The sequence below is a fragment of the Saccharospirillaceae bacterium genome (genome assembly GCA_022448365.1).
Classification (GTDB): Bacteria; Pseudomonadota; Gammaproteobacteria; order Pseudomonadales; family Oceanobacteraceae; genus Bacterioplanoides.
Window position 1 is genome coordinate 398,528 of record JAKVCS010000001.1, and the last position, 24,675, is coordinate 423,202.

A 24,675-nucleotide genomic window follows, 5' to 3' on the forward strand; every position below is an offset into this window, starting at 1 on the left:
CTACCTGGATAATACAGTTCCGGCCTGTGCGCTTTACCCGCACAGGCTTTTATTATCTAATCGACGAAAATTTGTCTTATTTTTACCAATTTGCAGGAGACAGCATGGCTGGCTTACTTCCGGATATGGATCCAGACGGCTTATTAGAATATTCCGTTGTTTTTACTGATCGCTCTCTGAACCACATGTCACAACAGTTCCAGACTGTCATGAATGACATTTCATCAACCCTCAAATCCGTATACAGCGCCGATGCCGTCGTTGTAGTGCCAGGTGGCGGAACTTACGGTATGGAAGCCGTGGCTCGTCAATTTGCACAAGACAAAAAGGCCCTGGTGCTTCGTAACGGCTGGTTCAGCTACCGCTGGACTCAGATTTTTGAGATGGCCAACATCCCGGCCTCTTGCACGGTATTAAAAGCTCAGCGCATCGAAGAAGGCTCACAAGCACCATTCGCTCCACAGCCAATCGACGAAGTGGTCGCCACCATCAAAGCTGAAAAGCCGGAAATGGTATTCGCACCACATGTAGAAACCGCATCCGGCATGATTCTTCCAAACGACTACCTGAAAGCCGTTGCCGATGCCGTGCATTCGGTTGGCGGATTGTTCGTTCTGGATTGCGTGGCTTCTGGTACCTTGTGGGTTGATATGAAAGCCATCGGTGTCGATGTACTCATCAGCGCACCTCAAAAAGGCTGGAGTTCTTCGCCATGTGCCGCACTGGTGATGATGAGCCAGGCTGCTGTGAATACGATGGAAAACACCACCAGTACCAGCTTTGCAGCCAACCTCAAGCAGTGGCACATGATCATGCAAGCCTACGAAAACGGCGGCCATGCTTACCATGCAACCATGCCAACCGATGCACTGACCAAATTCCGCGACACCATGATGGAAACCAAAGAATACGGTTTCGATAAAGTGCGCGAAGAACAGTTAGAGCTGGGTAGACGCGTACGTGAGATGCTCGAAAGCAAAGGCATCAAAAGTGTTGCCGCAGAAGGCTTTAAAGCACCCGGCGTTGTCGTTAATTACACCACCGACAGTGATATGCAAAACGGTAAAAAATTCGCCGCACAAGGCATGCAGGCTGCTGCCGGTGTACCACTGATGTGCGACGAAGGTGACGACTACCAGTCTTTCCGTATCGGCTTATTTGGTTTAGACAAACTGCACGATGTTGACGGTGCGGTTGATCGCCTGGAAAAAGTGATAGATCAGATTCTGTAATTCCTGATCAATACTGCTTATACAGAAAAGCCGGAGATGAGTTTATCCATATCATTTGCGGCTTTTTTGTTTATCCAGACCAGTGCTTAAAACCTGCACTTTTTCAGCGTTTTAACCAACACGCAGGCATAAAAAAACCGCCATCGTCATAACAGCGGTTTTTAAAACAATCGCACGGCTTACACAACAAAGCCGGGGGCAGTCATCAGAACGGCACGTCATCATCAAACGCAGGGCCAGAGGACGACGGCGCAAAACCGCCCATATCAAAATTCTGAGCCGGAGCGGCATCACCGGCGCGGTCTACTTTCCAAGCCTGCAGGCTGGTAAAGCACTTTTCCGGCTTACCTGGCGCATTCCAGAGACGGCCCGACAGATTAAACGTCACCATCACCTCATCGCCTACCTGATAGGCATCCATCAGTGCACACTTGTCTTTAATCAACTCCAGCGCCACATAGTTCGGGTAATCCGGGTTTTCACCTTCACCGCTCAGCTTGATAACAAACTCACGCTTGGTGAAACCGTTCTGACCGTATTCGCGGGTCTGATCGATGGAGTGAATGATTCCCTGGGCTTCGAAGCTCTTAGACATATGACTACCTGATGGCTGATAAATTGAATGCCGTCATGATACCACCTTACCAATGATTTCTAACCCTATTACAATGTTGAACCTTCAGAATCTGAGTTGTATCTGAGCCCGATATGCCGTCTTTGTATGCCCTGACCGTGCTGGCATTCAGCACCCTGCTGTTCGTTTCCCATACCTCTGCCGAGCCACTCACCTTTCGCCAGGCCAAAAAACAGCTGAAAGCCCTGTATCAGGACGAACACCAAACCAGCTTCTATTGCGGTTGTGACTTTCGTTATCAGGGTAAAAAACTGATTCCAGACCTCAACAGTTGCGGCTATCAGGTACGTAAACAACACAAACGCGCCAGCCGTATCGAATGGGAGCACATCGTCCCGGCCTGGGCCTTTGGGCATCAGCGCCAGTGCTGGCAAAACGGCGGCCGCAAAGCCTGTAAAAGAGACCGCGTATTTCGCCTGATGGAAGGGGATATGCACAACCTGGTACCCGCCATTGGTGAAGTGAATGGCGACCGCTCGAATTATCGCTTCAGCGATTGGAACGGCTTCCCGCAGCAATATGGCCAGTGCGCCATGGTGGTCGATTTTAAAGGCAAGCGCGTACAGCCAACGCAGCAAAGCCGCGGCGCCATTGCCCGCGCTTACTTATATATGGAAGAAAAATACTCACTGCGATTATCGAAAAAAGAGCGCAAACAATACCAGGCGTGGAATAAACAACAGCCGCCCGGCCGCTGGGAATGTCGCCGCAATCGTTTAATTGAGAAAATTCAGGGAAACAGAAACCCATTCATTAAGAACTGCAAACGCACGCAATAAAATATCCAGAAATAAAAAAGCCCGGTTTGTTTTCCAAATCGGGCTTTATTCAGGCATCAGGGTGCAATCAATTCCCCCAGTGCCATTGCTGGTTCGCACCACCGTGGTAACTCCACTGGCCTACCTGACTGCCGGCACCCGTACCATACGCATCCACAGCGATATTGTTATTGTGACGATTGCGCAGCGAAGTACCGACCCAATCGAACTTCAGGTTGTTGCTGTTTACACAATCCCAAATCACAATCTCACCACCGTTATGGGCCTGGCCACGGTTATCCAAACACTTGCCTAACGCACTGCGCATAAAACCCGTGCTGGCATCATAAGCCCACTTCTGATTCTGGCCGCCGTGACAAGTCCACAGCGCCACATTAGTGCCGTTCGCACTGCTACCGCCGGAAACATCCAGACATAAACCACTGCGGCCATCTTTCAGTTCACGATACTTTTGTTCTGGGTGCAGGGGTTTTAGATCATTTAATTTAATGATGTTCTCGATCAAACGCTTACCTGGGAAATCCGCCATCACCATACCGGTGAAACCACCATTCGCGATGTAATCTGCGGTCAGAGTATTGGTACCTTCAAAGGCAATGGTACAGATGCCGATAAAACAGCTGACACGAGGGAAATCAGGATACGAGTTTTTCCAACCCGGAGTGGTTAAACCCGTCGCCAAACGTGGTGCCGAAGTACCATTGCTGGAATGACCACTGGACACGAAATAAGGCATAGAGCCAACCGCCGCCGACAGGTAATTCATATAAATAGTATTGCGGTTACCGTTCTGGGCTTTGACGATGTGATTTTTAATACGGGTCCACTTGTCGTACAGATCCCAGTTGGTCGACATCTGGTAATCGTCCTGCTTATCGATATAGCCGTACGACAAACCGTAGTTACCGCCCGAGAACTCCTGCAGAATCACAAACTTGCCACGGATTTCATCCAGCGTTGGGTTGCTGTTGGTTGGCACCCAGTGCTTGGAACCATTCTGGGCCAAATAAGAATCCAGCGTTGCGGCATAACTGCGGGTATTGTTTTCAGAAGTATGCTCAGCACGTAAACGAAACAGCACAGTTTCAGACGGGTTAGCATTCAGGAAGTGAGTAATATCGCGTAATACATCATCAAAATAAGTATCCTGAGCGATTATACCGTGGTGCATACGGAAGGTATCGTTGATATGACGGGTACGCATATCAAATACCCGAATACCGGAATTCAACTGCTGCATTAAGGTCATGGTCTGGTTTTGCCAGATATCTCCCGCCTTAATCGACATAGTATCGTGAGTACCCGGAAGTGAGAGCTGACTGACTCGTTTGCTACCATCAACCCGAGACATCCAGCTTGGATTATGGGCAACAGCGGCGTAATCGTGATTATAGGCACCGTCGTTATGGGCGCTGGCAGAATGGCTGAAACCTAACAGACTCAAACCCGGCAGAGCAGCCATCAGGGCGATCAGAGTTTTTCGTTTAATGTTTATCATGTTTGGACCGTGAGATTATTTCTTTATTGTTTTTATCAGGTCGCAATAAATCATTAACGCGAGCGAACCTCAATCAATAACTGTCCGAGAGGGTACATTGGCACAGAAAAGCACAAGCAGATTAGGGCTTTATCACAATCAGAACATGGATAAATCCAGTTCCACCGCATCACCTAACCAATAGGCGTAAGTCGTATGATCAGCCAGATCATTACCCGTTAATGCATGAACCAGCACACTTAAATCGCCACGCTGCTCATCCAGCCAGGGAATAAACGCATCAAACGACTTTTTGCCAAAGATAATCTGGCAACTCCAACGGGTATGAGGGCCGATGGGCCTGCGATGAACGCGACCCACCCTTAAACCAAACAGCTCCCCTGCTTGCTGGCACAGGTGGGTAGCAAAATCGACCGTTGCTCCATCAAAATACACATGAGCGTGATAAGCCTTGTGCTTGTTGACGGGCCGCTGAGGAGCTGACATTAACGATCACCTTTGATTTTTCGCCGTAGCCACATAAAAGGATAGCTAATCACCACAAACGGATACATCAGCGGCGGGTACACAGAAAACACCACCGCCATTAATGGCAGGCAGAACAGCACAACCACATTGAAGGTGCCAAGCTCGTCAAATACACCATTGATTCCGCCAGGGGCCTCTTCCAGGTACAGAGTGAGCTTAACGGCACCAATAGTGAGCAGAATGAGTGCGGCGAAGTAAATCAGGGCTTTGGAGAGTTTCATAGGAATGACGGCGATGAATCAACGAGTGGTGATATTAACACACGACGCGCAGGCCATATAAGCGCAGCGCCATCCGGAAGTGCCGTCATGCACGGTGTCACGGAAATGCCGATTACGAATTTCATAACCGGCACATAAAGCCAATATTAATAACCTCGCTTTGTTAAATGCCAGCCATCTGAATAGGGACATGGATAAGCCGTCAGAATGCGTCCTTCTTGACGTTCGATAATAAATGCGCGTTTTACCGCCTCAGCACGGCTGCGATAGGTTGCTTTTGCATAACCGCTCCCACTGATGCAGTGATCACACTTATAACTTGGCGTGAGCCTATCCGCAGGTGCTAAGTGCCAGAATTGGCATTTATTGCAAAGATATGGGAGCAGCTCCCGGCCAAATTCTGACTGAACATAGTCCGCAGCATCAGAAGCTTCCTGTTCTGAACTATAAACCGACAGCGGTTCCCCAGACACCTTACCAAAACAACTTTCACTTTTCATAGATACCTCCAGAAGCGCCCTATCGGGCGCAGTGATCGTTATTTACAAGCGCCTGGGACACGGCAAGCACATTCCGAAGGCGCATGGCAGGCGTGATCAGGCCCACAACGCGATGCATTTAAAGGGCTTTTGCTCGGATACAAACCAAAATGCTTTTCGTATAAAGCAATGGTTTTATCAAAGGCCGCAATCAGTTTGGAATAATCTTCCTTTCCGTAAATGCCAAAATACGGATAGTGATCAATAAAACAGCCAAATATCTTTTGGCAATCCTCACGGTAAGCCTTGGTATCGAGAATATGCGCATGCCATATCTGATCGATCTGCTTGCTTGGTACAAACGAAACTCCCGGGTAGAGTTTCTTCAGATGAAGAAAACGGCGGTACTCGAGTTCGGCTTTGTCCCACTGTTCAGCTGTCATCTCAGCCTCTGGGGCTTGGGTATACTTGTGGCGCAAGTGTGAGAAGTCCAAAGCCTGGATTTCAGGTAATAAATCCTCAGCAAGCATGTGAACAGGGCTGACCAAAGCAGGTAAAGTCTGAATAGTAGTCATAGCTATCTCCTTAAAGTCTAAAAGTTAGTTTTCGATAAATAAGTTGTTATTTGGACATGTCGTAACAGATCCGAAAACCAATTTTTAGATGCTTATATTTCCCAGAAGAATCTAAAGGAGGAGATGAGCGATTAACATTATCATTTCCGTAGAAGCTCTTTAATGAAGCAGACCGAATACATGCTTTATCAGAAACCCACTCCGCAAAATCATTGCTATTTAGGAACACCAAGCCACTACCATGCTCAATTTCTGAAATTCCTTTTTTGTATTCTACTTTCAAAGATTGGAAAGAATCCTCTGGCATGTATGGAGGGTGCTTTGAATAAACATGATTATTGGGGCCAGTATATCTAAGATGTTCATGGATACTGTCTTTCAACGACAAGCCCACGCACTCTTTCCGTAACGATAAATATTCTGAAGACGATAACAATCGAACAGGAATTTTGTATTTATCACCATACCATTTGCAATAGGCTAAAGCATCAAACCAAGTACAGGCCACTGGCAGAGCTTCATCAGTATCAGAATTTATGGGTAAAATAGCATCTCCTACACGATACTCTAAATACTCACTATTCTCACTTAAAAACTCGTTAAAATCTTTTATCGATACAAGGTTTGATATACATATTTCTTCTTCTAACAAAGACACTGGCAAGAAGCCATTCTGATAAGTTCCATAGTGTCTAACCTGGTCACTAAATAACTGTTGATATTTTAAATAATTTATTAGTATCTCATTAGATCCGGGATAGTTACTTGACTCTCCTCCCATCTTGTAATAGTGACACTCTGACTCATGATTGTCTTTTTCACGCCAGCCTTTATATTCGAAATAATGCCAACGATCGAACGCATAATCAGAAACAAAATACGGAACATCCGCGATTTTTAGCTGATTCTCCATAAACTTATGCTGGAACTCATGGTCTTTCAATCCACGATATACAAAGTCAAAATTACCATCGCGCCCTTTTAAAAAAACAAGATTGTTATTAAAGGGCATAATCTCTACCCAACCTTGATCCTGACCATCAATACGCTGCCTAAACAATTCCATAATCAGGCAACTCCCTTTTAAAGAATCCTGATAGCCTTTACACCCTAGATCATTATTATACAGTGCTATCACACTGTGTCTTTCGCGCGGTGAGACCAAGTCATCACCAATAAGATTAAAACCACTATCGATATCTTGATCGTAACCACCCAATACGAAATCAATCAAACGTCGATCTGAATAACCAATACTCCCTTTCACAATACAATCACTATTAGCCTTGGCGATTTTAAGGTTATGAATCACTGCTCTTAAACCATGCCCAGGCACAACTAAGTCTTCGAGAAACTCTTCATCCCTCATACGATGATTAAAGTACCAGAAGCCATCACTGAAAGTATCTGCATAATTGAAGTCATAACCTGTAAAAATACGCGCAGGGGTAGGCGAACCGGATACAAACAATCTTTCGGCTATCTTCTGTTTTGAAAGCCTAGGGGGATAACCGTGGCCTGGATTCCTTATTTCACAAAGGTCAACCTGTTTTAACAGGTTATGTTTCCTCAAAAAAGGAAAAAGCTCTTCTTCATATACTTTCTTATATGCAGAAAATCCACCTTTAATCCCAAAGGACTTAGCAATGAAGTTAAGAATAGAAGTATGAGATATTATCTCTCGATCCTTCTTAATCTTCTTTGCTGATTTTTTTAATTGCTCAGGGGCTAGCTCACGGATTGGAACGACATGAAAATTATTGAAAGGTAAGTAAGAGATAGAAGCTTTCATAATATAAACCTATTTCTAGATCACTCAGGCAGAGCCTGCTACTTCTGGGAGATCCAATAAATTTATATTGAGGTCGGTAGTTCTTTGAATATTGCAAAAGCAAATATTTTGAGCGCTTTGTTTGACAGAAGTACAATCAACCGCAGGTATGACTCAACCCTATGACCCGTACGATATATACTACGAAATATCTTGTCAATTGATTTTTCATTGATTGTAAACTTGTTCTACTGAACAACCACAACACTAGCCCTACTTGTGTCCAGTGCATAACAACTTAATTAGATCAGTGTGATTAATTCCTTCCATCTTACTTACAGCCCCTGATAAAACACCTCAACAAACTGGCGCATTTTATCGGTGATTCTCGGAATCACTTTTTTACGCTGCATCAGTGAGGGCTTGGTTTCCATGGCTTCGGCGATATCCTCGCGGCGAGGGTCTTGATTGGTGGTGATCATTTGCTCTACCAGCGCCTGTACATTGGCAGGAATCAACTTTTCCTCATCACACACCGCATTAAGCTGTTCAGTTTTTTGCGCTTCCCAATAGTTATCAAAGGCTTCCAGCACTTGCTCTTCGCTGTCCAGACCTTCCATATTTTTCTGGATAAACTGGTCGATCAACTCTTGTTTGTTGCGCAGTTCAGGTGAGCCGCCTAACAAGTCCATAATGGATTTGTATTGGTATTCGTACTCTTTCTCGGTATCGCTGCCCGCCAGTGCGGCAATCAGGTTAAGGATGTACTTAACGTTGATTTCATCGCGCTGGATCAGCTCCAGCTCAAAGTCGACTTCTTTCAGGATGGAGGTTTTCTGAACCTGATTGTCGGTACGTACCTTATCGTACAGGTCGAGGTATTTGCTCTTATAATCCTCGAACTCCTGCTCTTCCATATTGACCTGCTCAAAATCGAAGTCGGCAAAGCTGGTGAGAATATTGCGTAAGCGCATCAATTCACGGAAGGCCTGCACAAACTTCAACTCTTCTTCCTCGTCTTTCAGCACATCCACATCGTCCAGATCCGGGCATATCGCTTTCATCTCGAAGTAGGTCTTATTAAATAACTTAATAAAGTCTTCCAGCGGCGGCATGATCACGGTTTCTTTAGCGTCTTTGTTGCTGAACAGGGTGAGCGCTTCATCGGTGGCGTTCTTCAGGTTACGGAAACAAACGATATTACCCTGAGATTTTTGCTCATTCAGGATACGGTTGGTACGGGAAAACGCCTGAATCAAACCATGATGCTTGAGGTTTTTGTCCACGTAGAGGGTATTCAGTGGCTTGCTGTCAAAACCGGTGAGGAACATATTCACCACCAGCAGAATATCGACCTTACGCTCACGTACCTTTTTCGACAGATCGTTGTAGTAGTTATAAAACGACTTGCTGTCTTTGGTGGTATAAGCCGTACCGTACATCTGGTTGTAGTCATCAATATAAGACTCCAGCTTATCGCGGCTATGGCTGAATACCCGGCTGTTATAGGGTGCCGCCTGTTCTGCCACGTTGTTGAAATCGGTACCATCAACTTCATCAACGCCATCCAAAAAGCCATTGGCATCCGGGTCGTCTTCATTGGTGCCATAAGAAAAGATGGTGGCGATTTTTAAATCGTGCTCACCCGCTTCTTTTTTGCGCTTAAACAGATCGTAATATTTGATCAGGGTCTCGACACTGCTGACACAAAACATGCCGGTAAAGTCAGGATAGCGGGTTTTGTGTTTATGATGGGCAATAATATAGTCACTGATTTTCTCCAAACGGCGCTCATCATCCATCAGCTCTTTGGTATCAATGCCCTCTACTTCGATATCCATTTCGTTGTTACTGCCGACTTTCTTATAGCGGCCAACGTACTCCACCGAGAACTTCAGTACGTTTTCGTCTTTAATGGCATCAACAATGGTGTATTTGTGCAAACACTTGTCGAATAAGTCTTTGGTGGTGACTTTACGGCTGGCCTTGGTGTGGGCATTTTCTACTAAAATCGGCGTACCGGTAAAACCAAACAGCTGGCTGTTATTGAAAAACGACACGATGCTCTGGTGAGTATCACCAAACTGGCTGCGATGGCACTCATCAAAGATAAAGACGATACGTTTATCTTTTAAGCCATCCATCTTCTGGCTGTAACGCTTTTTAGTAATGGCGTTATTCAGCTTTTGGATGGTAGTAACAATCAGCTTGCTATTACGGGTATTCTGGTTGTGTTTCGACACGTAGCTGTCGCTGAATTGCTGCACCAGCACATTGGTTTTGTCGGTGCCGTCGACACAACCTTTGGAAAAAGTATTAAATTCTTTACTGGTCTGGTAATCCAGGTCTTTGCGGTCAACTACAAATACAACTTTGTGTACTTCGGGCAAGGCAGTCAGCAGTTGGGCAGTTTTAAACGATGTAAGCGTTTTGCCGGAGCCAGTCGTGTGCCAGATATATCCATTTCTGCCTTCATCTTTCGGCGGATTCTGAACCCGATCAATAATCGCTTCGGTGGCGTAGATCTGATACGGGCGCATCACCATTAGAATCTTTTCCGCTTCGTTTTGTACGATATAGCGGTTAAACATCTTATTCAGGTGTTCGCGGTTTAAAAACACCGCAGAAAAATCGCTTAATTCGGTATGGCGGTTGTTTTCTTTATCCGCCCAGAAGAAGGTCTGTTTAAAGCTCTGTTTTTTGTTATTGGCGTAATATTTGGTGTTTACGCCGTTAGAAATAACAAACATCTGTACATACTGGAACAGGCCATAACTGGCCCAATAGCTGTGGCGCTGATAGCGCTGAATCTGGTTAAAAGCTTCTTTCATCTCCAGACCACGACGTTTTAATTCGATTTGCACCAGTGGCAAACCGTTTACCAGAATAGTAACGTCGTAACGGTTTTTATAACGCCCTTCCACCGTCACCTGCTGGGTGGCCTGCCAGCGGTTTTGGGCAAAATCGTCGTGCAAAAAACGCACATAACCCGGTGTGCCGTCGTCTTTATCGTACTGAAAGCGGTCACGCAGAGTTTTGGCCTTGTCAAAAATCGAACCCTTCGCTAGATGATTTAAGATCTGTTTAAACTCGCCATCGCTGAACTGCACATCGTTCAACTGCTGCAACTGCCTTTTTAAGTTCGCCAGCAAGCTGGCCTCGTCGCTGACGCTGACCAGCTCAAACGATTGCTGCTGTAATTGCTTAAGCAAATCCGATTCTAATACGGCTTCGGGCTGAATGGCCATGGTTCTCCTTAACGCTTTGTTCTTTTGCTAGTCAGGTATTGGGTTATACAAACATCTGCTGCAATAAGCCTTGTTTATAGGCTTGGGTTTGCTCGATTTGTTGTTGAATTAGATCTAGTTTTCTTTCTAATTCAATCGAGAAACTCACAATTCGTTTTTGCTCATCCAATGAAGGAAGCTTAACTCTTGTTTTTAACCAGTCTTGTGTTTTAAACAGAAGCTTCTCTATGTGAACACCATCGCTATTCCTGAAATAGACCTTTTTCATTTTAGGGGTTTTAGATAATAGATTGAAATAGTGAATATCAAGCACATCCGGCACTCCCTCAAATACATTGTATTCATTTGATAGTATTGCGCCTTCTAAGTACTTGGGCACTATACCACATGCGCCGTGTACAATTTGTCGCTTTGAAATCACAAACTGGTTTTCTTTTAACTTAAATTGCGTTTTTACCAGCACTTCCTTTCCAAGGTACTTCCCACGGCTTACAATCCCTCCATTTCGCCGCTTGGCAGTAATAAGTTCGTATTCTTCATTATCTTGCATATCGACAGGATTACTCTGCAATAGCAATACTTTCTTCAGTTGTATGGATTTCCAATCCGGGAAGTCCTGACCATTATCATCTTTAAACCGCAGCTGCTGGCTAAACAACTGCTGCATGATGCCTTTTTTGTATTGCACCAGTTGTTCGTGCTTTTGTTTTAGCAGACTGATTTTTTTGTCGATGGTAGAGAGAAAAATGGAATTACGACGTTGCTCAGTCAAATCTGGGATAGCTAAACGAAACTGTTTAATTAGCCCTCCGCTTAAATTTTTTTGACCGCCATCATTTGACAAATTTCGGAGATTTTCATAATGAGACTGAAGAAGATAAAAAATAAAGCGCGTATCACACCTTTCTTTATCCAATAAAATCGCCGCACAGGCCTGATTAGTAGTAGCTTCAATATTCAAAACTGAAACTCTACCCCTTGTAATTCCTTGTCCATACAGAGCAAGAAGAATCGTTCCTTCGGGAAACAACTTTGCAGAGCTATTAGCTAAACCGTCCAAAGTGATATAGTTTTCAGCTTCAACTATGTCTTCAAAGTTAATTTGGGACGTAGTCACCCATGGAATTTCCCCACCCCAATATGCTGAATTTGCTCTATTTGGCGTCCCACCAGATGTAACTTTCGCAATTGATCCAATACTAGTTATTTTCCAACTATCACTAAACCCCAGAAACCTAAGCTGAGGCACCTTGCTTTTTATATTTATTACATTACCCATAAACGCCTCCTAAGGTGCCTGAATGCCCAGCTGCTGACAAAACTCCAGCAGCTTTTCGTCCACATCTTCCAACTCGGTTTCAATACCTTTAATATCTTCGGAAACCGCCGCTAAATCCACCGGTTCTTCTTCTTCAAAGGTGTCGACATAACGCGGGATATTCAGGTTAAAGTCGTTATCGGTCAGGGAGTTGCTGTCTTCCGCGACTTCGCCATTGTTATCCCGCTCCGGCTTAATCGACGCCACATAGGCGAATTTGTCGATAAATTCGCGTTTGCTATAGGCCGCCATAATGCGCTCAAGGTCTTCGTCGCGCAGGTAGTTCTGGTTGGTGGCTTTACCAAAATGGGCGCTGGCATCAATAAATAAAACGTCTTTAGACTGCTCTTTGCGCTCAGGGCTGTTGCGATTTTTCTTCAACACCAGAATACAGGTCGGAATTGAGGTACCAAAAAACACATTGGCCGGTAAACCAATGACCGCATCTAAAGCATTATGGGTTTCGATTAAGAACTTACGGATATGGCCTTCAGCCGCGCCTCTGAATAGCACACCATGGGGCAATACCACCGCCAAGGTGCCGTTATCCTCCAGTTGGTGATACATATGCTGCACAAAGGCAAAGTCGGCTTTACTGGCGGGGGCTAACTTGCCGTAATCCTGAAAGCGTTCGTCACTTAAATGCTCAGCGGCGGCTGACCATTTAGCAGAAAACGGTGGATTGGCCACCACCGCATCAAAACACTGATCAATATGGTGTGGTGCTTCTAAGGTGTCGTCTTGCTGAATATCAAAGCGGCTATAATGCACGTCGTGCAGAATCATATTCATGCGCGCCAGGTTATAGGTGCTGGGGTTCGACTCCTAACCAAAATACTGCAGGGTTTTGGTGAGCTGCTCACCATTCTTGTGAGTCGCCAGTTCCCTTGCGACCCGTAATAACAGGGAGCCAGAACCACACGTTGGATCGTATACGCTTTTGATGTCATCACGACCATGGGTAACGATTTGCGCTAACAGCTTCGATACCATTTGTGGGGTGTAGAACTCACCGGCTTTTTTACCGGCACCACTGGCGAATTGACCAATCAGGTATTCGTAGGCATCACCCAATACGTCGATTTCGGTATCACCTAACGCAAAGTCGATGGCATCTAAGTGGCTGAGCACTTTGGCAATCAGCTCATTTTTAGCTTTTTCGGTTTTACCCAGTTTGTTAGAGCTTAAATCCAGGTCATCAAACAGGCCGTTAAAGTCGTCTTCAGCATCGGTGCCCATGGTGGATTGTTCGATATGGCGTAATACTTCACCGAGCTGCTCGATAATAAATTCGTCCTGCTCACCTTTTTGCGCAATCACATGGAACAATTCAGAGGGCTTTAAGAAATAGCCCAGGTGGTCGATAGTTTCTTCTTTTACCGCTTCCAGTATTTCCTGGCCTTCTGCACTGGTTTCATCAATATCGATGAATGTAATACCGTCTTCGGCCAATAGTTTGTCGGCGTAGAGATGGATTTTCTCGGACAGAAACTTGTAAAAGATAAAGCCTAAGATGTAATCGCGGAAATCATCGGCACTCATATTGCCGCGCAGGGTATTGGCGATGTTCCAGAGTTGTTTTTCTAAATTCTTTTTGTGTTGTTCGACCATGGGGTTTCCTATCCTGCAGAACCATCAAATAGCAGGCTGTTGATGCTTGAAGAGGATTAGTCTTCGTTAAAATAATCACTGTCGATGGACTTAACTTCCACCACCCGTTTGATCGCTACACCCAGGTTATGGTCAATCATTAGATTGGTTAACGTTTCACCGTCAATCAGCACAATGCGCTTCTCAATTAAGGAGACGAATTCTACCGCATCGGCGCTGAACTTGCTGGTTGTAATAAACACGCCTTTCTTAGCACGCTGCATATCCAGCGCACCGGCAAATGCCTGTACTTCCGGGCGACCAACGGTTTTATCTGCATAACGTTTGGCTTGCAGGTAAATGATGTCTAAGCCGAGTGGATCTTCATTGATGATGCCGTCGATACCACCATCACTGGTGTATTGGGTCGCCTGCCCTGCTTCTTTACTAAAACCGCCGTAACCCATGGCTAACATCAGGTCGACGACCAGCTGCTCAAAAAAACGGGGGGACGCTTGTTTAGTTTGCTCTAATAAGTCAGATGCTAAGGTACGCCTCAGCTCATCGGCGGCTTTATCAAACAACTCTTCCGGCGTGGAGTCGTCATCTTTCAGGCTTTCGATTAGATTCGAGCCTCCATCATTCTGCTGGCCATCATCTTTGCCTTTCGCTGGACGAATAAACTCAACAAATTCGGGATATTGCTTCAGGAAAGCATTGTTTATTTGAGAGCAATCACGAAGAGCTGTTTGTCCTCTACAAGTAATCTGAACATAACCAGGCTCTGGAATACTTAGTAACTTCGCTTTATACAGGTAGGTACGAGCCCATCCCAAACGATTCGCAACCACTGTACCTTTACCGCTAGCAATGGTTTTTCCTTGATCACTCTCAGATATGTCCAACAACTCGCAAATCATCACTTTTATGTCACTCAAGCGACGACTTTACCCATCCTCTAACAAGCTAATTAGTGGGTGCATAAATGATTGGTAGCTGGGGATCGGCATCACGCTTCCTTACGAGTTTGAGGAAGTTGATTATACGAATTAATAACTAATTTAACAGTTTAAAGAGGCCCGATTTTGAAGATTCCCCCGGTGGCGTTGCGCTTACTCACTCCGCGATGTGATTCGGAGCAGGTTGGGCTGCGCCGAACAATTCTGTCATATCCGGCTTTTATGCTTCGCCACAAGACTTCCAGCGCTGTTTGTTAGAAAATAGTGCCCATCAGATTACTCTCAGGCCGGTACCGACACCGCCCTGTTTCACAATTCCAAGGAATGAAGATGTTTAACGATTCTGTTCTTACCCTGTTTGCCGCCAGCGAAATCAATGGCGAAGCATTAAAACCGGTAAAGTTTGGTACCTCTGGCCATCGCGGTACGTCCCTGAAAGGCAGCTTTAACGAACAACATATTGTTGCCATTGCCCAGGCGGTGGTTGATTACCGTCAAGAAAACTGCATTAACGGGCCGCTGTTTGTCGGCCGCGATACCCACGCCCTATCTAAACCCGCCTGGGAAATTGTGGTGCAGGTTCTGGCCGCGAACGGCGTTGATGTACGTATCGCTCAGGATAATGAAGTCACAGCAACTCCACTGGTCAGCCACGCCATTTTGACGGCAAATACCGCCTCCGAGCAGCTGGCCGACGGTATTATCATTACCCCATCTCACAATCCGCCGGAAGACGGTGGCATTAAATACAACACCCCGGATGGTGGCCCGGCCGACGGCTCAGTAACCGGCTGGATCGAAAACCGCGCGAACCAGTATCTGCAACAGTTACAGCAAAATAATGAGGCCGATATTCAGCGCGTTTCACTGGATGAAGCCCTGGCCAAAGCCAGTACTTACGATTTCGTTGGCATTTATGTTGATGACCTGAAACGTGTGGTGGATCTGGATGCCATCGCCAACAGCTCCCTGAAACTGGGTGCCGATCCGATGGGTGGCACGGCCTTACCGGTATGGAACAAGCTGGCAGAAAATGCGGCGTTTAACCTGAAAGTGGTGAACGATCAGATAGATGAATCCTTTGCTTTTATGCCGCCAGACCACGATGGTCGCATTCGCATGGATTGCTCCAGCACTGCCGCCATGGCCAAGCTGCTGGATATTCGCGATCAGTTTGATCTGGCCTTTGGTAACGATCCGGATGCCGATCGCCACGGCATTGTTGATGCCGCAGGTCTGATGAATCCCAACCACTATTTGTGCGTGTGTGTCGATTATTTGATGAAACATCGCCCGCAGTGGTCGCGCGATTTAAAAATCGGTAAAACCCTGGTGACATCATCAATGATGGACCGCGTGGTATCCGCTAACGAGCGTGTGCTGTACGAAGTACCGGTTGGCTTTAAATGGTTCGTTCAGGGCTTGTTCCATGGCGATCTGGCGTTTGGTGGTGAAGAAAGCGCCGGTGCCAGCTTATTAACCTTCGACGGCAATGCCTGGAGCACGGATAAAGACGGTGTGGTGCTGTGTTTATTAGCGGCAGAAATTACCGCCGTAACCGGTTTAACGCCATCGCAATATTATGCTGAGCTGGTAAAGCAACACGGCAACCCGCATTACAAGCGTGTCGATGCTGCAGCAACACCGGAGCAAAAAGCGGCTTTTAGTCAGTTAACCGCCGACAGCGTAACTGAAAGCGAACTGGCGGGTTACGCTATTACCTCGGTTCATACCAATGCTCCGGGTAACAACGCCGCCATTGGTGGCTTAAAAGTATGTACCGAGCAAGGCTGGTTCGCCGCCCGTCCAAGTGGTACCGAAGATATTTATAAAATCTACGCGGAAAGCTTCCAGGGTGAGGCGCATCTGCAATCGCTCATTGAAGAGGCGCAAAAGCTGCTGAGCCAGATTCTGTAGCTTCCTTCTGGCGACTGGCAATCGGCCACAGCGGCAACGAGCAGTGCTTGTTCTTGCCGCTTTTAGGCTGGCGGGTTAGCCGTTGCCGCTACCTGAGTATGAATTGCTGTGGTGATACGCTGCTGAAACTCATTCTGACAGCTTAGACAGGGCAGGTTCGACGGATATTTGCCACATAGACGATTACTACAAGTCATTTTCTTGGCTAAATAACTGACAAATTGATCGTCAAACATCCAGCTTTTCCTCTGAATTTTCGATAAAACCCTTTAAATTACTGTTTTTTAACGATATTTTTTCAGTTAAAACTCTGGCATAGAAATCGCTTAACAGCTGATATGAATTTTTTGCCAGAACGAGGTGGCTCATGGTGAGTCCATTACACAGCAATGGTCGTGCACAATTACGAGAAGAGAAATCAGTGACCACCATTGGTGAACTAGCACTAAAGCCCGACCTGCGCCCGGAAGTGTTGCTGAAATTGTCCGGCAAATTGCAAACCACGCTGGAGTTGTCACAACTGCTGGAAATATTCTTCGAAGAAATCCAGCAAGCCGTACTAGTTGACGGCGTAACCTTCAGCCACACGGCTAATAACTTGCTGTTGAGCGAAGGGAAGACGTCACCGCATTCAATCAGCTACCGGTTGCAAACACAGCAGGATTACATGGGCGATCTGACGTTCCATCGCGCTACTCGTTTTCGCGAGCATGAGTTGGCTAACTTGGAAGGATTGCTGTCAACACTGGTATATCCGATGCGCAACGCGCTACGTTATTTCGAAGCTTTGGCGGCAGCGTTCCGCGACCCACTGACGGGCGCTGGTAACCGCGTTGCGTTGGATAAAACACTGGGCCGTGAAGTAGAACTGGCAAAACGCCACGGCCAGCAACTGTCGGTACTGATGATTGATCTTGACCACTTTAAACAAGTGAACGACGAGTTTGGTCACAGTATGGGTGATAAGGTGTTAAAAGACGCAGTCAGTTGTATTACCGCCTGTATCCGACAAACCGATATGTGTTTCCGCTATGGCGGCGAAGAATTCCTGGTCATGCTTTCCAGTGCAGACCAAGCGGGTGCATTGCGCATTGCTGAGCGCATTCGTATGGGCATTGGTGCCTTAGAGTTTAAAAACAGCCGCGGAAAATTGCAGGTTACCTCAAGCGTGGGCAGTGCAACATTACGCGGTACCGACTCTATGGACAGTCTGGTGCAACGCGCCGACAACGCATTATACGAAGCGAAGAACGGCGGACGTAATCGGGTAATCAGCGATGCCGACACCGCCTTCACTGCACTGGAGCATTAGTCGGGATTTATCGTTACCGATTTGCTTGCCGATTCTGAATGCACCCAGGAATCGGCTTTTTTATTGTGTGATTACGTAAAAACTGTCAGCAAATAAAAACCGCATGCTGCCTGCTCGTATTCTGAGCGCAGAATGTGGTTTTTATTTTTCCGGATTAATTATTAGCCATTAATCCAGGAACGAAAAATGTTCGTCTTCCATCTGCATCAGCGACTTAGGATCACGAACCATCATTTTGGCATGACCTTTTGCACGCGGCAAAATACGCTTGAAGTAGAATTCAGCCGTCTGAATTTTTGCTTTGTAAAAGTTAATATCACCTTCCCCTGCTTCAATTTTTGCGTAAGCAGTTTCAGCCATCAGAGCCCAATAATAAGACATGGCGATATAACCGGCATACATCAGATAATCAAAGGAAGCCGAACCCACCATATCGCGATCTTTAGACGCTTTAAAAGCGATGCGGTAGTTGTTCAGCTTCCAAGCCAGCATGTTGCGCTTCAATGACTTCACCATCTTCTTCATTTCCGGGCGCTTATTCTTTTTGGTGAACTCACTAACCAGGTCTGCGAAAGTATTAAAAGACTTGAACTTACCCAACAGCATCTTACGCCCTAACAGGTCGAGCGCCTGAACACCGGTAGTACCTTCATAAAGCTTGGAAATCTGAGCATCACGAACAATCTGCTCCATACCCCATTCTTTAATAAAACCGTGACCGCCGTAAACCTGAACACCGTGGTTAGCCGCTTCATAACCCAGTTCGGTCAGGAAGGCTTTCAGAATCGGCGTCATAAAGCCCAGCTCATCATCGTACTGGTCATACAGTTTCTGGTCACCACGGGTGTGGGCCGCAGTCATCAGATCCGCCAGGCGAGCGGCGTGATACACCATCGCACGACCACCCTCAGCGATGGCCTTCTGGGTCAGTAACATACGACGTACATCGGGATGAACCATCAACGTATCAGCGACTTTATCCGGATCTTTGGTGCCACTCAGCGACCGCATCGAACGACGGTCTTTGGCGTATGGCAGTGCTCCCTGGAATGACAACTCCGCAGATGCGACGCCCTGGAGAGATGTACCGATACGTGCAGTGTTCATAAAGGTAAACATGCACATCAGGCCTTTGTTTTCCGGGCCAATCAAGAAGCCTTTCGCGCCGTCAAAGTTCATTACACAAGTAGAAGATGCATGGATACCCATCTTTTCTTCAATCGAGCCACAACTAACGGGATTACGGTCACCCAGCGAGCCATCTTCATTAACGTTAAATTTGGGCACAATAAACAGAGAAATTCCGCGTGTGCCTTCGGGTGCATTGGGCAGCCGTGCCAATACGATATGAACAATATTCTCGGTCATATCGTGCTCACCCGAGGAGATAAAAATCTTCTGACCGGTAATAGAGTAAGAACCGTCCGCGTTTGGCTCGGCCTTGGTTTTTACCTGTCCCAGATCTGTACCACACTGGGCTTCGGTCAGACACATGGTACCCGTCCAGCGTCCCTCAGACAGAGGAATAAAGAACTCTTGCTTTTGCGCTTCTGTACCGTGCATCCAAATGGTATTCATGGCACCCAGAGACAAGCCGGGGTACATGCCCCAACTCCAGTTTGCGGTGCCGATCATTTCAGACTTGGCCAGTGCCAAGGACATAGGCAAGCCCTGACCACCGTATTCAATCGGCGTCGCCATCGACTGCCAGCCATTTTCTACGTACATCTGGTAAGCTTCTTTAAAACCTTTAGGGGTTTTAACGTCACCACCCTCGAAGACACAACCCTCATCGCCACTCTGATACAGCGGTGCAATCACCTCTTCAGAGAAAGAAGCGGCTGCCTCTAAAATCATATCGACCATTTCATCGGTCGCTTCCTCACCACCCGGAATGGTTTTGTAATGATCCTGGAACTTATAAACGTCGTTCATCAGGAATTTAATGTCTTTAACCGGAGCCTTGTACTGAACCATGGTGCTTCCTAATCAAAAAAAACTGAATGTTATTGTTAGTTGGAACTTCATCATTCTTACAATTGGTTACAAAAGCGCCATTGGCTTAACGGCCGGATAACGGTGTCAGTTCGGTCTTTCAGGGCGGAAATTGATAGGAAGCGGATATTCAGGAAGAAATTTTCCTGAGCATAAAAAAACGCGCCCTGCTTTCGCAGGACGCGTTTTTATTCGATCACGCTGAAAGCGTCATCGAGGAAGTCAGAGCAAGACAAAAATCAATTCAGAAGCACAGTTTATTCGTTATAAAGGAGCATTATGAATTGATTTTTAACACCGCTCAGGCGACGCAGATAGCTCGTTAGGCTGGTTCTGCTGCGCGCTTGGCTTCCTCTTCGTCTTTCAGCTCTCGACGCAGAATCTTACCAACCGGCGTCATTGGCAATTCGTCACGGAACTCAACGTAACGAGGTACTTTATACGCTGTCAGGTTTTCACGACAGAAATTCCGGATCTCATCGACCGTCACATTTTCATCAGAAACCACCACAAACAGCTTCACAGCTTCGCCGGTTTTCGCATCTGGAATACCGATCGCTGCACAGTTCTCTACCGCTGGGTGACCTGCTGCAACATCTTCAATCTCGTTAGGATAAACGTTGAAACCTGAAACAAGAATCATATCTTTAATGCGGTCAACAATCTTCACGAAGCCATCATCATCAATAACGGCAACGTCACCGGTGCGCAACCATTGGCCGTCGGCAGTGAATGAATCAGCGGTTGCTTCCGGGCGATTCCAGTAGCCTTTCATTACCTGAGGACCATTAACGCACAATTCACCGCGCTCGCCTGGTGCCACTTCGTTGCCGTTATCGTCGATGCACTTCAGGGCAGTACCAGGAACGGCCTGACCCACGGTACCCATACGCTCCAGACCCGCTGCCGGGTTCATAGTAACGGCAGGAGAACACTCGGTTAAACCGTAGGCTTCCGATACACCAACGCCCGTCACCTCTTTCCAGCGCTTGGCTGTGTCATCCATTAATGCGGTACCACCGGACAGGGTAATACGCAGCTTCGAGAAATCCATTTCACGGAATTCTTTGTGATCCAGCAAGGATACGAACAACGTATTCAAACCGATAATGCCGGTCAGTTGATGCGGTTTCATCATACGAACGAACATATCGGTATCGCGTGGGTTCGCAATCAGAATACTGTGGTCGCCCGCCTCAAACAGAGCCATCAAATGAACGGTGAATGAGTAGATGTGGTAAAGCGGTAGAGGCGCAACGATCTTGGCACCGGTTTCCGGCTTCAGTGGCTGCCCCTGATCATCAGTCTGTTGCAGCATGGCGTGAGACTGCATCATGTTAGCAACCAGGTTGCGGTTGGTCAGTTCAGCACCTTTGGCAACACCGGTGGTGCCGCCAGTGTATTGCAGGATGATCGTATCGTTCGGATTCTTGATGTAATTCGGTTCGAAACCGTTGTGCTTAGCACCTTGTGCCAGCGCCTTACGAAATGGAACAGCTTCTGGCAGGCTGTATGCTGGCACCATTTTCTTGATGTACTTAGCCGCACTGTTAATCACTGTACGTTTCAGGAAAGGCAGCATGTCAGCCAGAGACGTCACAATGATGTGCTTCAGGCCGGTTTCTTCTTTGATGTTCTGTACCGATGCGGCGAATACGTCCATACACACCAGCGCTTTAGCGCCGGAATCGTTGAACTGGTGAAGCATCTCACGCTCGGTGTAAAGCGGGTTAGTATTTACCACAACCATGCCAGCGCGCAGTGCACCGTACATAGCAATCGGGAATTGCAGAATATTTGGCATCTGAATCGCGATACGATCGCCCTGTTTCAGGCTGGTATGATTCTGCAGATAGGCAGCAAATGCAGCGGAATACTCATCGATCTGACGATACGTCAGTGTGTAACCAATGCTGGTGAAAGCCGGACGATCGGCATACCGTTTAAATGAGTTTTCAACAACCTCAACAACGGCGTCGTATTCGTTCAAGTTAATGCTGTCGGGCACGCCAGGTGCGCGCTTACCATCCCAGAAAGATGCTTCCACGTGTAGTCTCCCCAAATGCGGATATCGAAGAAAGAACCAATTACCAACCCATTTCACCGCGTTATTTTTGGCTTTGTGAGGGTTAGCTGAAGGCCTGTTTGTTTTTTTATTGGCCAGAACTATGAACGAAAGTGCATTTGAGTTAAAGAGGAAATCGTGACATGATTCCGGTCATTCTACGCCAGAGAGCAAAAACTGCCTGACCAATATGCCCAATATCAGCGCAGCATCGCGCCCTTTTATTGCCACCGAATACTTGTCGCAACTGATTGATTTATTAGCCAAGCAAGGGATAAACGCTGCACAACTGGCTCACGGTACGGGTTTGACTGCCGCAACCCTGACTTCGCCTCAGGAATACATCTCTCCGCTGCAATATCATAAGGTCATCGAAAACGCACTGGCGCTGAGTGGCGACCCGTTGTTGGGTCTGGAACACGGCAAACGCATGAATATTTCCAGCCATGGATTTCTTGGTTTTGCCATCATGGCCTCTGATACTCTGGGCGATGCGCTGTCGCTGGCTATTCGATACGCCCGGACACGCACTCTGCTGGCTGATATCCGTTTTATTCAGGAAGACGATACGGCCATTATTCAGATCAATCGACTGGCGGCCATGCCCACAACGTTTTCATTTGTGGTTCAGAACATCATTTCGACCTTTGTCACCATTGCCCGCTTTCTCACCCAGAATCAGGATGAATTAACCGCTCTGGTGAAGTTCGTTGACTCACCGGCCCGCCCTGAGTCCTGCTACGAAGGCCTGCTCGGCCTGCCTGTGATGTTTAACCAACCACACAATCAGCTGTGTTTGCCTGCCTTTTTACTCGACACACCGGTTTCTACCGCCAACACCACCGCACGGCGAATGGCCGAGACAGAATGCGAGAAATTGTTGGCAGAGCTGGATCGGGGCCAGGACCTGGTGACTCAGATTCGTCGCCATCTGGAACAGATGAAGGCTTTTCCAACGCTCACCGTGATGGCCGACAAGCTGCAGTCCAGTCCGCGCACGATCAACCGTCAGTTGGCTCAGTTGAATACGACGTATCAGAAAATCATCGACGAGGCGCGACGAGAACAGGCAATGCTATTGCTGCTGGAAAGCAGTACGTCGGTTGAGGACATCGCACATCAACTGGGGTACAACGATCCATCAAACTTTGGGCGGGCATTTCGCCGCTGGTTGGGAATCTCTCCACGGGCCTTCCGGAAGAAAGCGCGTGAAAAGAACGAAAAGTTCATACCAGATGCCTAGCGCAACATCACTCCTTCTGAATTGGCTGATCTGACAACAGCAATAAGCTGTACGAACGTATGATCAGCGATTTTTTTCCGCTAAGATGATGTTGGCCTAATGAAGACTCAACGATAACAATGAATGCAATCCATTTTCCAAACGGTCAACGCGCCGTTTATCAGCGACTGTCTGCAGCGGTCAACCAATATTTCAAAGATCAAAACAGCGCCAAAACCGGAAACTCAACCCTGTACCGTAAAGCGCTGATCATTACCTCACTGTTTATTTCCAGCTACGCACTGATATTTTTCTTACCACAGACCTATCATTGGCTGGCCTGGGTGGGTCATGGTCTGGCAACGGCACTGGTTGGATTTAACATCATGCATGATGGCGCACACGCCTCATTCAGCAAATCGCGCCGCATTAATCGGCTAGCTGCCATGACGTTTAACCTGATTGGTTCTAATCGGTTTTACTGGGCACAAAAGCACAATCGTAATCACCACACTTTTACCAATGTGGATGAGCTGGATGAAGACATTGATGCTTTTGGCCTGCTACGCATGAGTCCGCGCCAGAAGCGCTTAATGTTCCATCGCTGGCAGCATATTTACGCCTGGTTCCTGTACCCACTGACCAGTTTGTTCTGGTTTTTCGCACTCGACTACAAAGCGTACTTCACTCAAAGAATCGCAACACGCGACTTCAGCCATAAAATGGGTTGGGCAGATCACATTGAATTTTGGCTTTCCAAAGGGTTATACATCGCTCTGTATTTAGTCCTGCCCGCTGTTGTGATTGGCTGGGAGGCTACCATTACAGGATTCTTGCTGATGCATGCGATTCTCGGTTTTCTGTTTGCAGTGGTGTTTCAATTAGCCCACGTGGTGGATCAGGCCGAGTTTCCCGAACCCCAAAAAGATGGACCAAACGATGGTGAAATGGCGGATGAATGGGCTATCCATCAATTGCGAACCACGGTCGATTTTGCCACCAGTAATCGCTTGGTAACCTGGGCATTGGGTGGACTGAACTTTCAGGTTGAACATCACCTTTTCCCTCGAGTCAGCCACGTTCATTACCCAACGTTACACAAAATTCTGCAGCCTGCCTGCGCCGATGCCGCTCATCCGATTCGCAGCTATCCTACCGTCAGTGCTGCACTCAAGGGCCACTACCAACATCTGAAGCATCTTGGCTCAGCGTAAAGCGCTGATGCCGGCTTCTGTCGACAGTAAACATTTGTTAATCGCTGCATTCACAGCTCGTAATCCCTGCTAAACTTTGTTCGTATTGTCATGTTAATAATGGTGATCTTTCGCCAGC

Annotated in this window: 19 protein-coding genes and 1 pseudogene; 6 read left to right on the forward strand and 14 right to left on the reverse strand. The window is 47.0% G+C overall.

Translation table 11 applies throughout. The features are described 5' to 3' along the window. The first annotated feature begins 104 nt into the window (after positions 1-104). On the forward strand, positions 105-1,232 hold the full coding sequence (locus MK185_01810; protein ID MCH2039357.1) for an aminotransferase class V-fold PLP-dependent enzyme: 1,128 nt from the start codon (positions 105-107) through the stop codon (positions 1,230-1,232). A gap of 205 nt (positions 1,233-1,437) precedes the next feature. On the opposite strand, the gene MK185_01815 is transcribed toward MK185_01810, so the two are convergent. Then, positions 1,438-1,827: a DUF3127 domain-containing protein gene (locus tag MK185_01815; protein MCH2039358.1), complete on the reverse strand. Its 390-nt coding sequence runs from the start codon at positions 1,825-1,827 to the stop codon at positions 1,438-1,440. 113 nt (positions 1,828-1,940) lie between these two features. Here MK185_01815 and MK185_01820 point away from each other — a divergent pair, with 113 nt between their 5' ends. Further along, positions 1,941-2,645 carry an endonuclease I family protein gene (locus MK185_01820; protein MCH2039359.1) on the forward strand — a complete coding sequence of 235 codons (705 nt, stop codon included), beginning with the start codon at positions 1,941-1,943 and terminating at the stop codon, positions 2,643-2,645. A 67-nt stretch (positions 2,646-2,712) separates the two neighbouring features. Here MK185_01820 and MK185_01825 read toward each other — a convergent pair whose 3' ends face one another. From MK185_01825 to MK185_01870, 10 genes and pseudogenes are all read right to left on the reverse strand, one after another. Further along, the gene (locus MK185_01825) at positions 2,713-4,143 is read right to left on the reverse strand and encodes a phosphatidylinositol-specific phospholipase C domain-containing protein (GenBank protein ID MCH2039360.1); all 1,431 of its coding nucleotides are present in this window, start codon (positions 4,141-4,143) and stop codon (positions 2,713-2,715) included. Between the two features lie 138 nt (positions 4,144-4,281). Further along, complete coding sequence (locus tag MK185_01830) at positions 4,282-4,629, reverse strand: DOPA 4,5-dioxygenase family protein (protein ID MCH2039361.1); 348 nt, start codon at positions 4,627-4,629, stop codon at positions 4,282-4,284. Then, positions 4,629-4,892 carry a hypothetical protein gene (locus MK185_01835; GenBank protein MCH2039362.1) on the reverse strand — a complete coding sequence of 88 codons (264 nt, stop codon included), beginning with the start codon at positions 4,890-4,892 and terminating at the stop codon, positions 4,629-4,631. Before MK185_01835 ends, MK185_01830 begins: the two co-directional genes overlap by 1 nt. Positions 4,893-5,038: 146 nt before the next feature. Further along, positions 5,039-5,392, reverse strand: coding sequence for a hypothetical protein (locus MK185_01840; protein ID MCH2039363.1), 354 nt, complete (start codon positions 5,390-5,392; stop codon positions 5,039-5,041). A gap of 38 nt (positions 5,393-5,430) precedes the next feature. Continuing rightward, on the reverse strand, positions 5,431-5,946 hold the full coding sequence (locus tag MK185_01845) for a glycine-rich domain-containing protein-like (GenBank protein ID MCH2039364.1): 516 nt from the start codon (positions 5,944-5,946) through the stop codon (positions 5,431-5,433). Positions 5,947-5,992: 46 nt separating this feature from the next. Further along, a complete protein-coding gene (locus tag MK185_01850) occupies positions 5,993-7,738 on the reverse strand; it encodes a hypothetical protein (protein ID MCH2039365.1) in 1,746 nt (581 codons plus the stop codon). Between the two features lie 314 nt (positions 7,739-8,052). Beyond that, the gene (locus MK185_01855) at positions 8,053-10,965 is read right to left on the reverse strand and encodes a type I restriction endonuclease subunit R (protein MCH2039366.1); all 2,913 of its coding nucleotides are present in this window, start codon (positions 10,963-10,965) and stop codon (positions 8,053-8,055) included. Positions 10,966-11,008: 43 nt separating this feature from the next. Continuing rightward, entirely contained in the window at positions 11,009-12,244 is a 1,236-nt protein-coding gene (locus MK185_01860; protein MCH2039367.1) for a restriction endonuclease subunit S, read from the reverse strand. A 9-nt stretch (positions 12,245-12,253) separates the two neighbouring features. Next, positions 12,254-13,825: pseudogene (locus MK185_01865) on the reverse strand (type I restriction-modification system subunit M). 125 nt (positions 13,826-13,950) lie between these two features. After that, positions 13,951-14,811: a restriction endonuclease gene (locus MK185_01870; GenBank protein MCH2039368.1), complete on the reverse strand. Its 861-nt coding sequence runs from the start codon at positions 14,809-14,811 to the stop codon at positions 13,951-13,953. A 351-nt stretch (positions 14,812-15,162) separates the two neighbouring features. On the opposite strand from MK185_01870, the gene MK185_01875 reads away from it, so the two are divergent. Further along, positions 15,163-16,749 (forward strand): phosphoglucomutase, alpha-D-glucose phosphate-specific, encoded by a 1,587-nt coding sequence (locus MK185_01875; GenBank protein ID MCH2039369.1) that lies wholly within the window; start codon positions 15,163-15,165, stop codon positions 16,747-16,749. Positions 16,750-16,811: 62 nt separating this feature from the next. On the opposite strand, the gene MK185_01880 is transcribed toward MK185_01875, so the two are convergent. Further along, complete coding sequence (locus tag MK185_01880; GenBank protein MCH2039370.1) at positions 16,812-16,985, reverse strand: hypothetical protein; 174 nt, start codon at positions 16,983-16,985, stop codon at positions 16,812-16,814. A gap of 131 nt (positions 16,986-17,116) precedes the next feature. On the opposite strand from MK185_01880, the gene MK185_01885 reads away from it, so the two are divergent. After that, positions 17,117-18,061 (forward strand): GGDEF domain-containing protein, encoded by a 945-nt coding sequence (locus tag MK185_01885; GenBank protein ID MCH2039371.1) that lies wholly within the window; start codon positions 17,117-17,119, stop codon positions 18,059-18,061. A gap of 168 nt (positions 18,062-18,229) precedes the next feature. Here the strand turns inward: MK185_01885 and MK185_01890 are convergent, their stop codons facing one another. Further along, complete coding sequence (locus MK185_01890) at positions 18,230-20,038, reverse strand: acyl-CoA dehydrogenase (GenBank protein MCH2039372.1); 1,809 nt, start codon at positions 20,036-20,038, stop codon at positions 18,230-18,232. A gap of 340 nt (positions 20,039-20,378) precedes the next feature. Continuing rightward, a complete protein-coding gene (locus MK185_01895) occupies positions 20,379-22,103 on the reverse strand; it encodes a long-chain fatty acid--CoA ligase (GenBank protein ID MCH2039373.1) in 1,725 nt (574 codons plus the stop codon). A gap of 208 nt (positions 22,104-22,311) precedes the next feature. Between MK185_01895 and MK185_01900 the strand changes: the two genes are divergently transcribed. Further along, positions 22,312-23,364 carry an AraC family transcriptional regulator gene (locus tag MK185_01900; protein MCH2039374.1) on the forward strand — a complete coding sequence of 351 codons (1,053 nt, stop codon included), beginning with the start codon at positions 22,312-22,314 and terminating at the stop codon, positions 23,362-23,364. Between the two features lie 119 nt (positions 23,365-23,483). After that, positions 23,484-24,557 (forward strand): acyl-CoA desaturase, encoded by a 1,074-nt coding sequence (locus tag MK185_01905; GenBank protein ID MCH2039375.1) that lies wholly within the window; start codon positions 23,484-23,486, stop codon positions 24,555-24,557. The last annotated feature ends 118 nt before the right edge of the window (positions 24,558-24,675 follow it).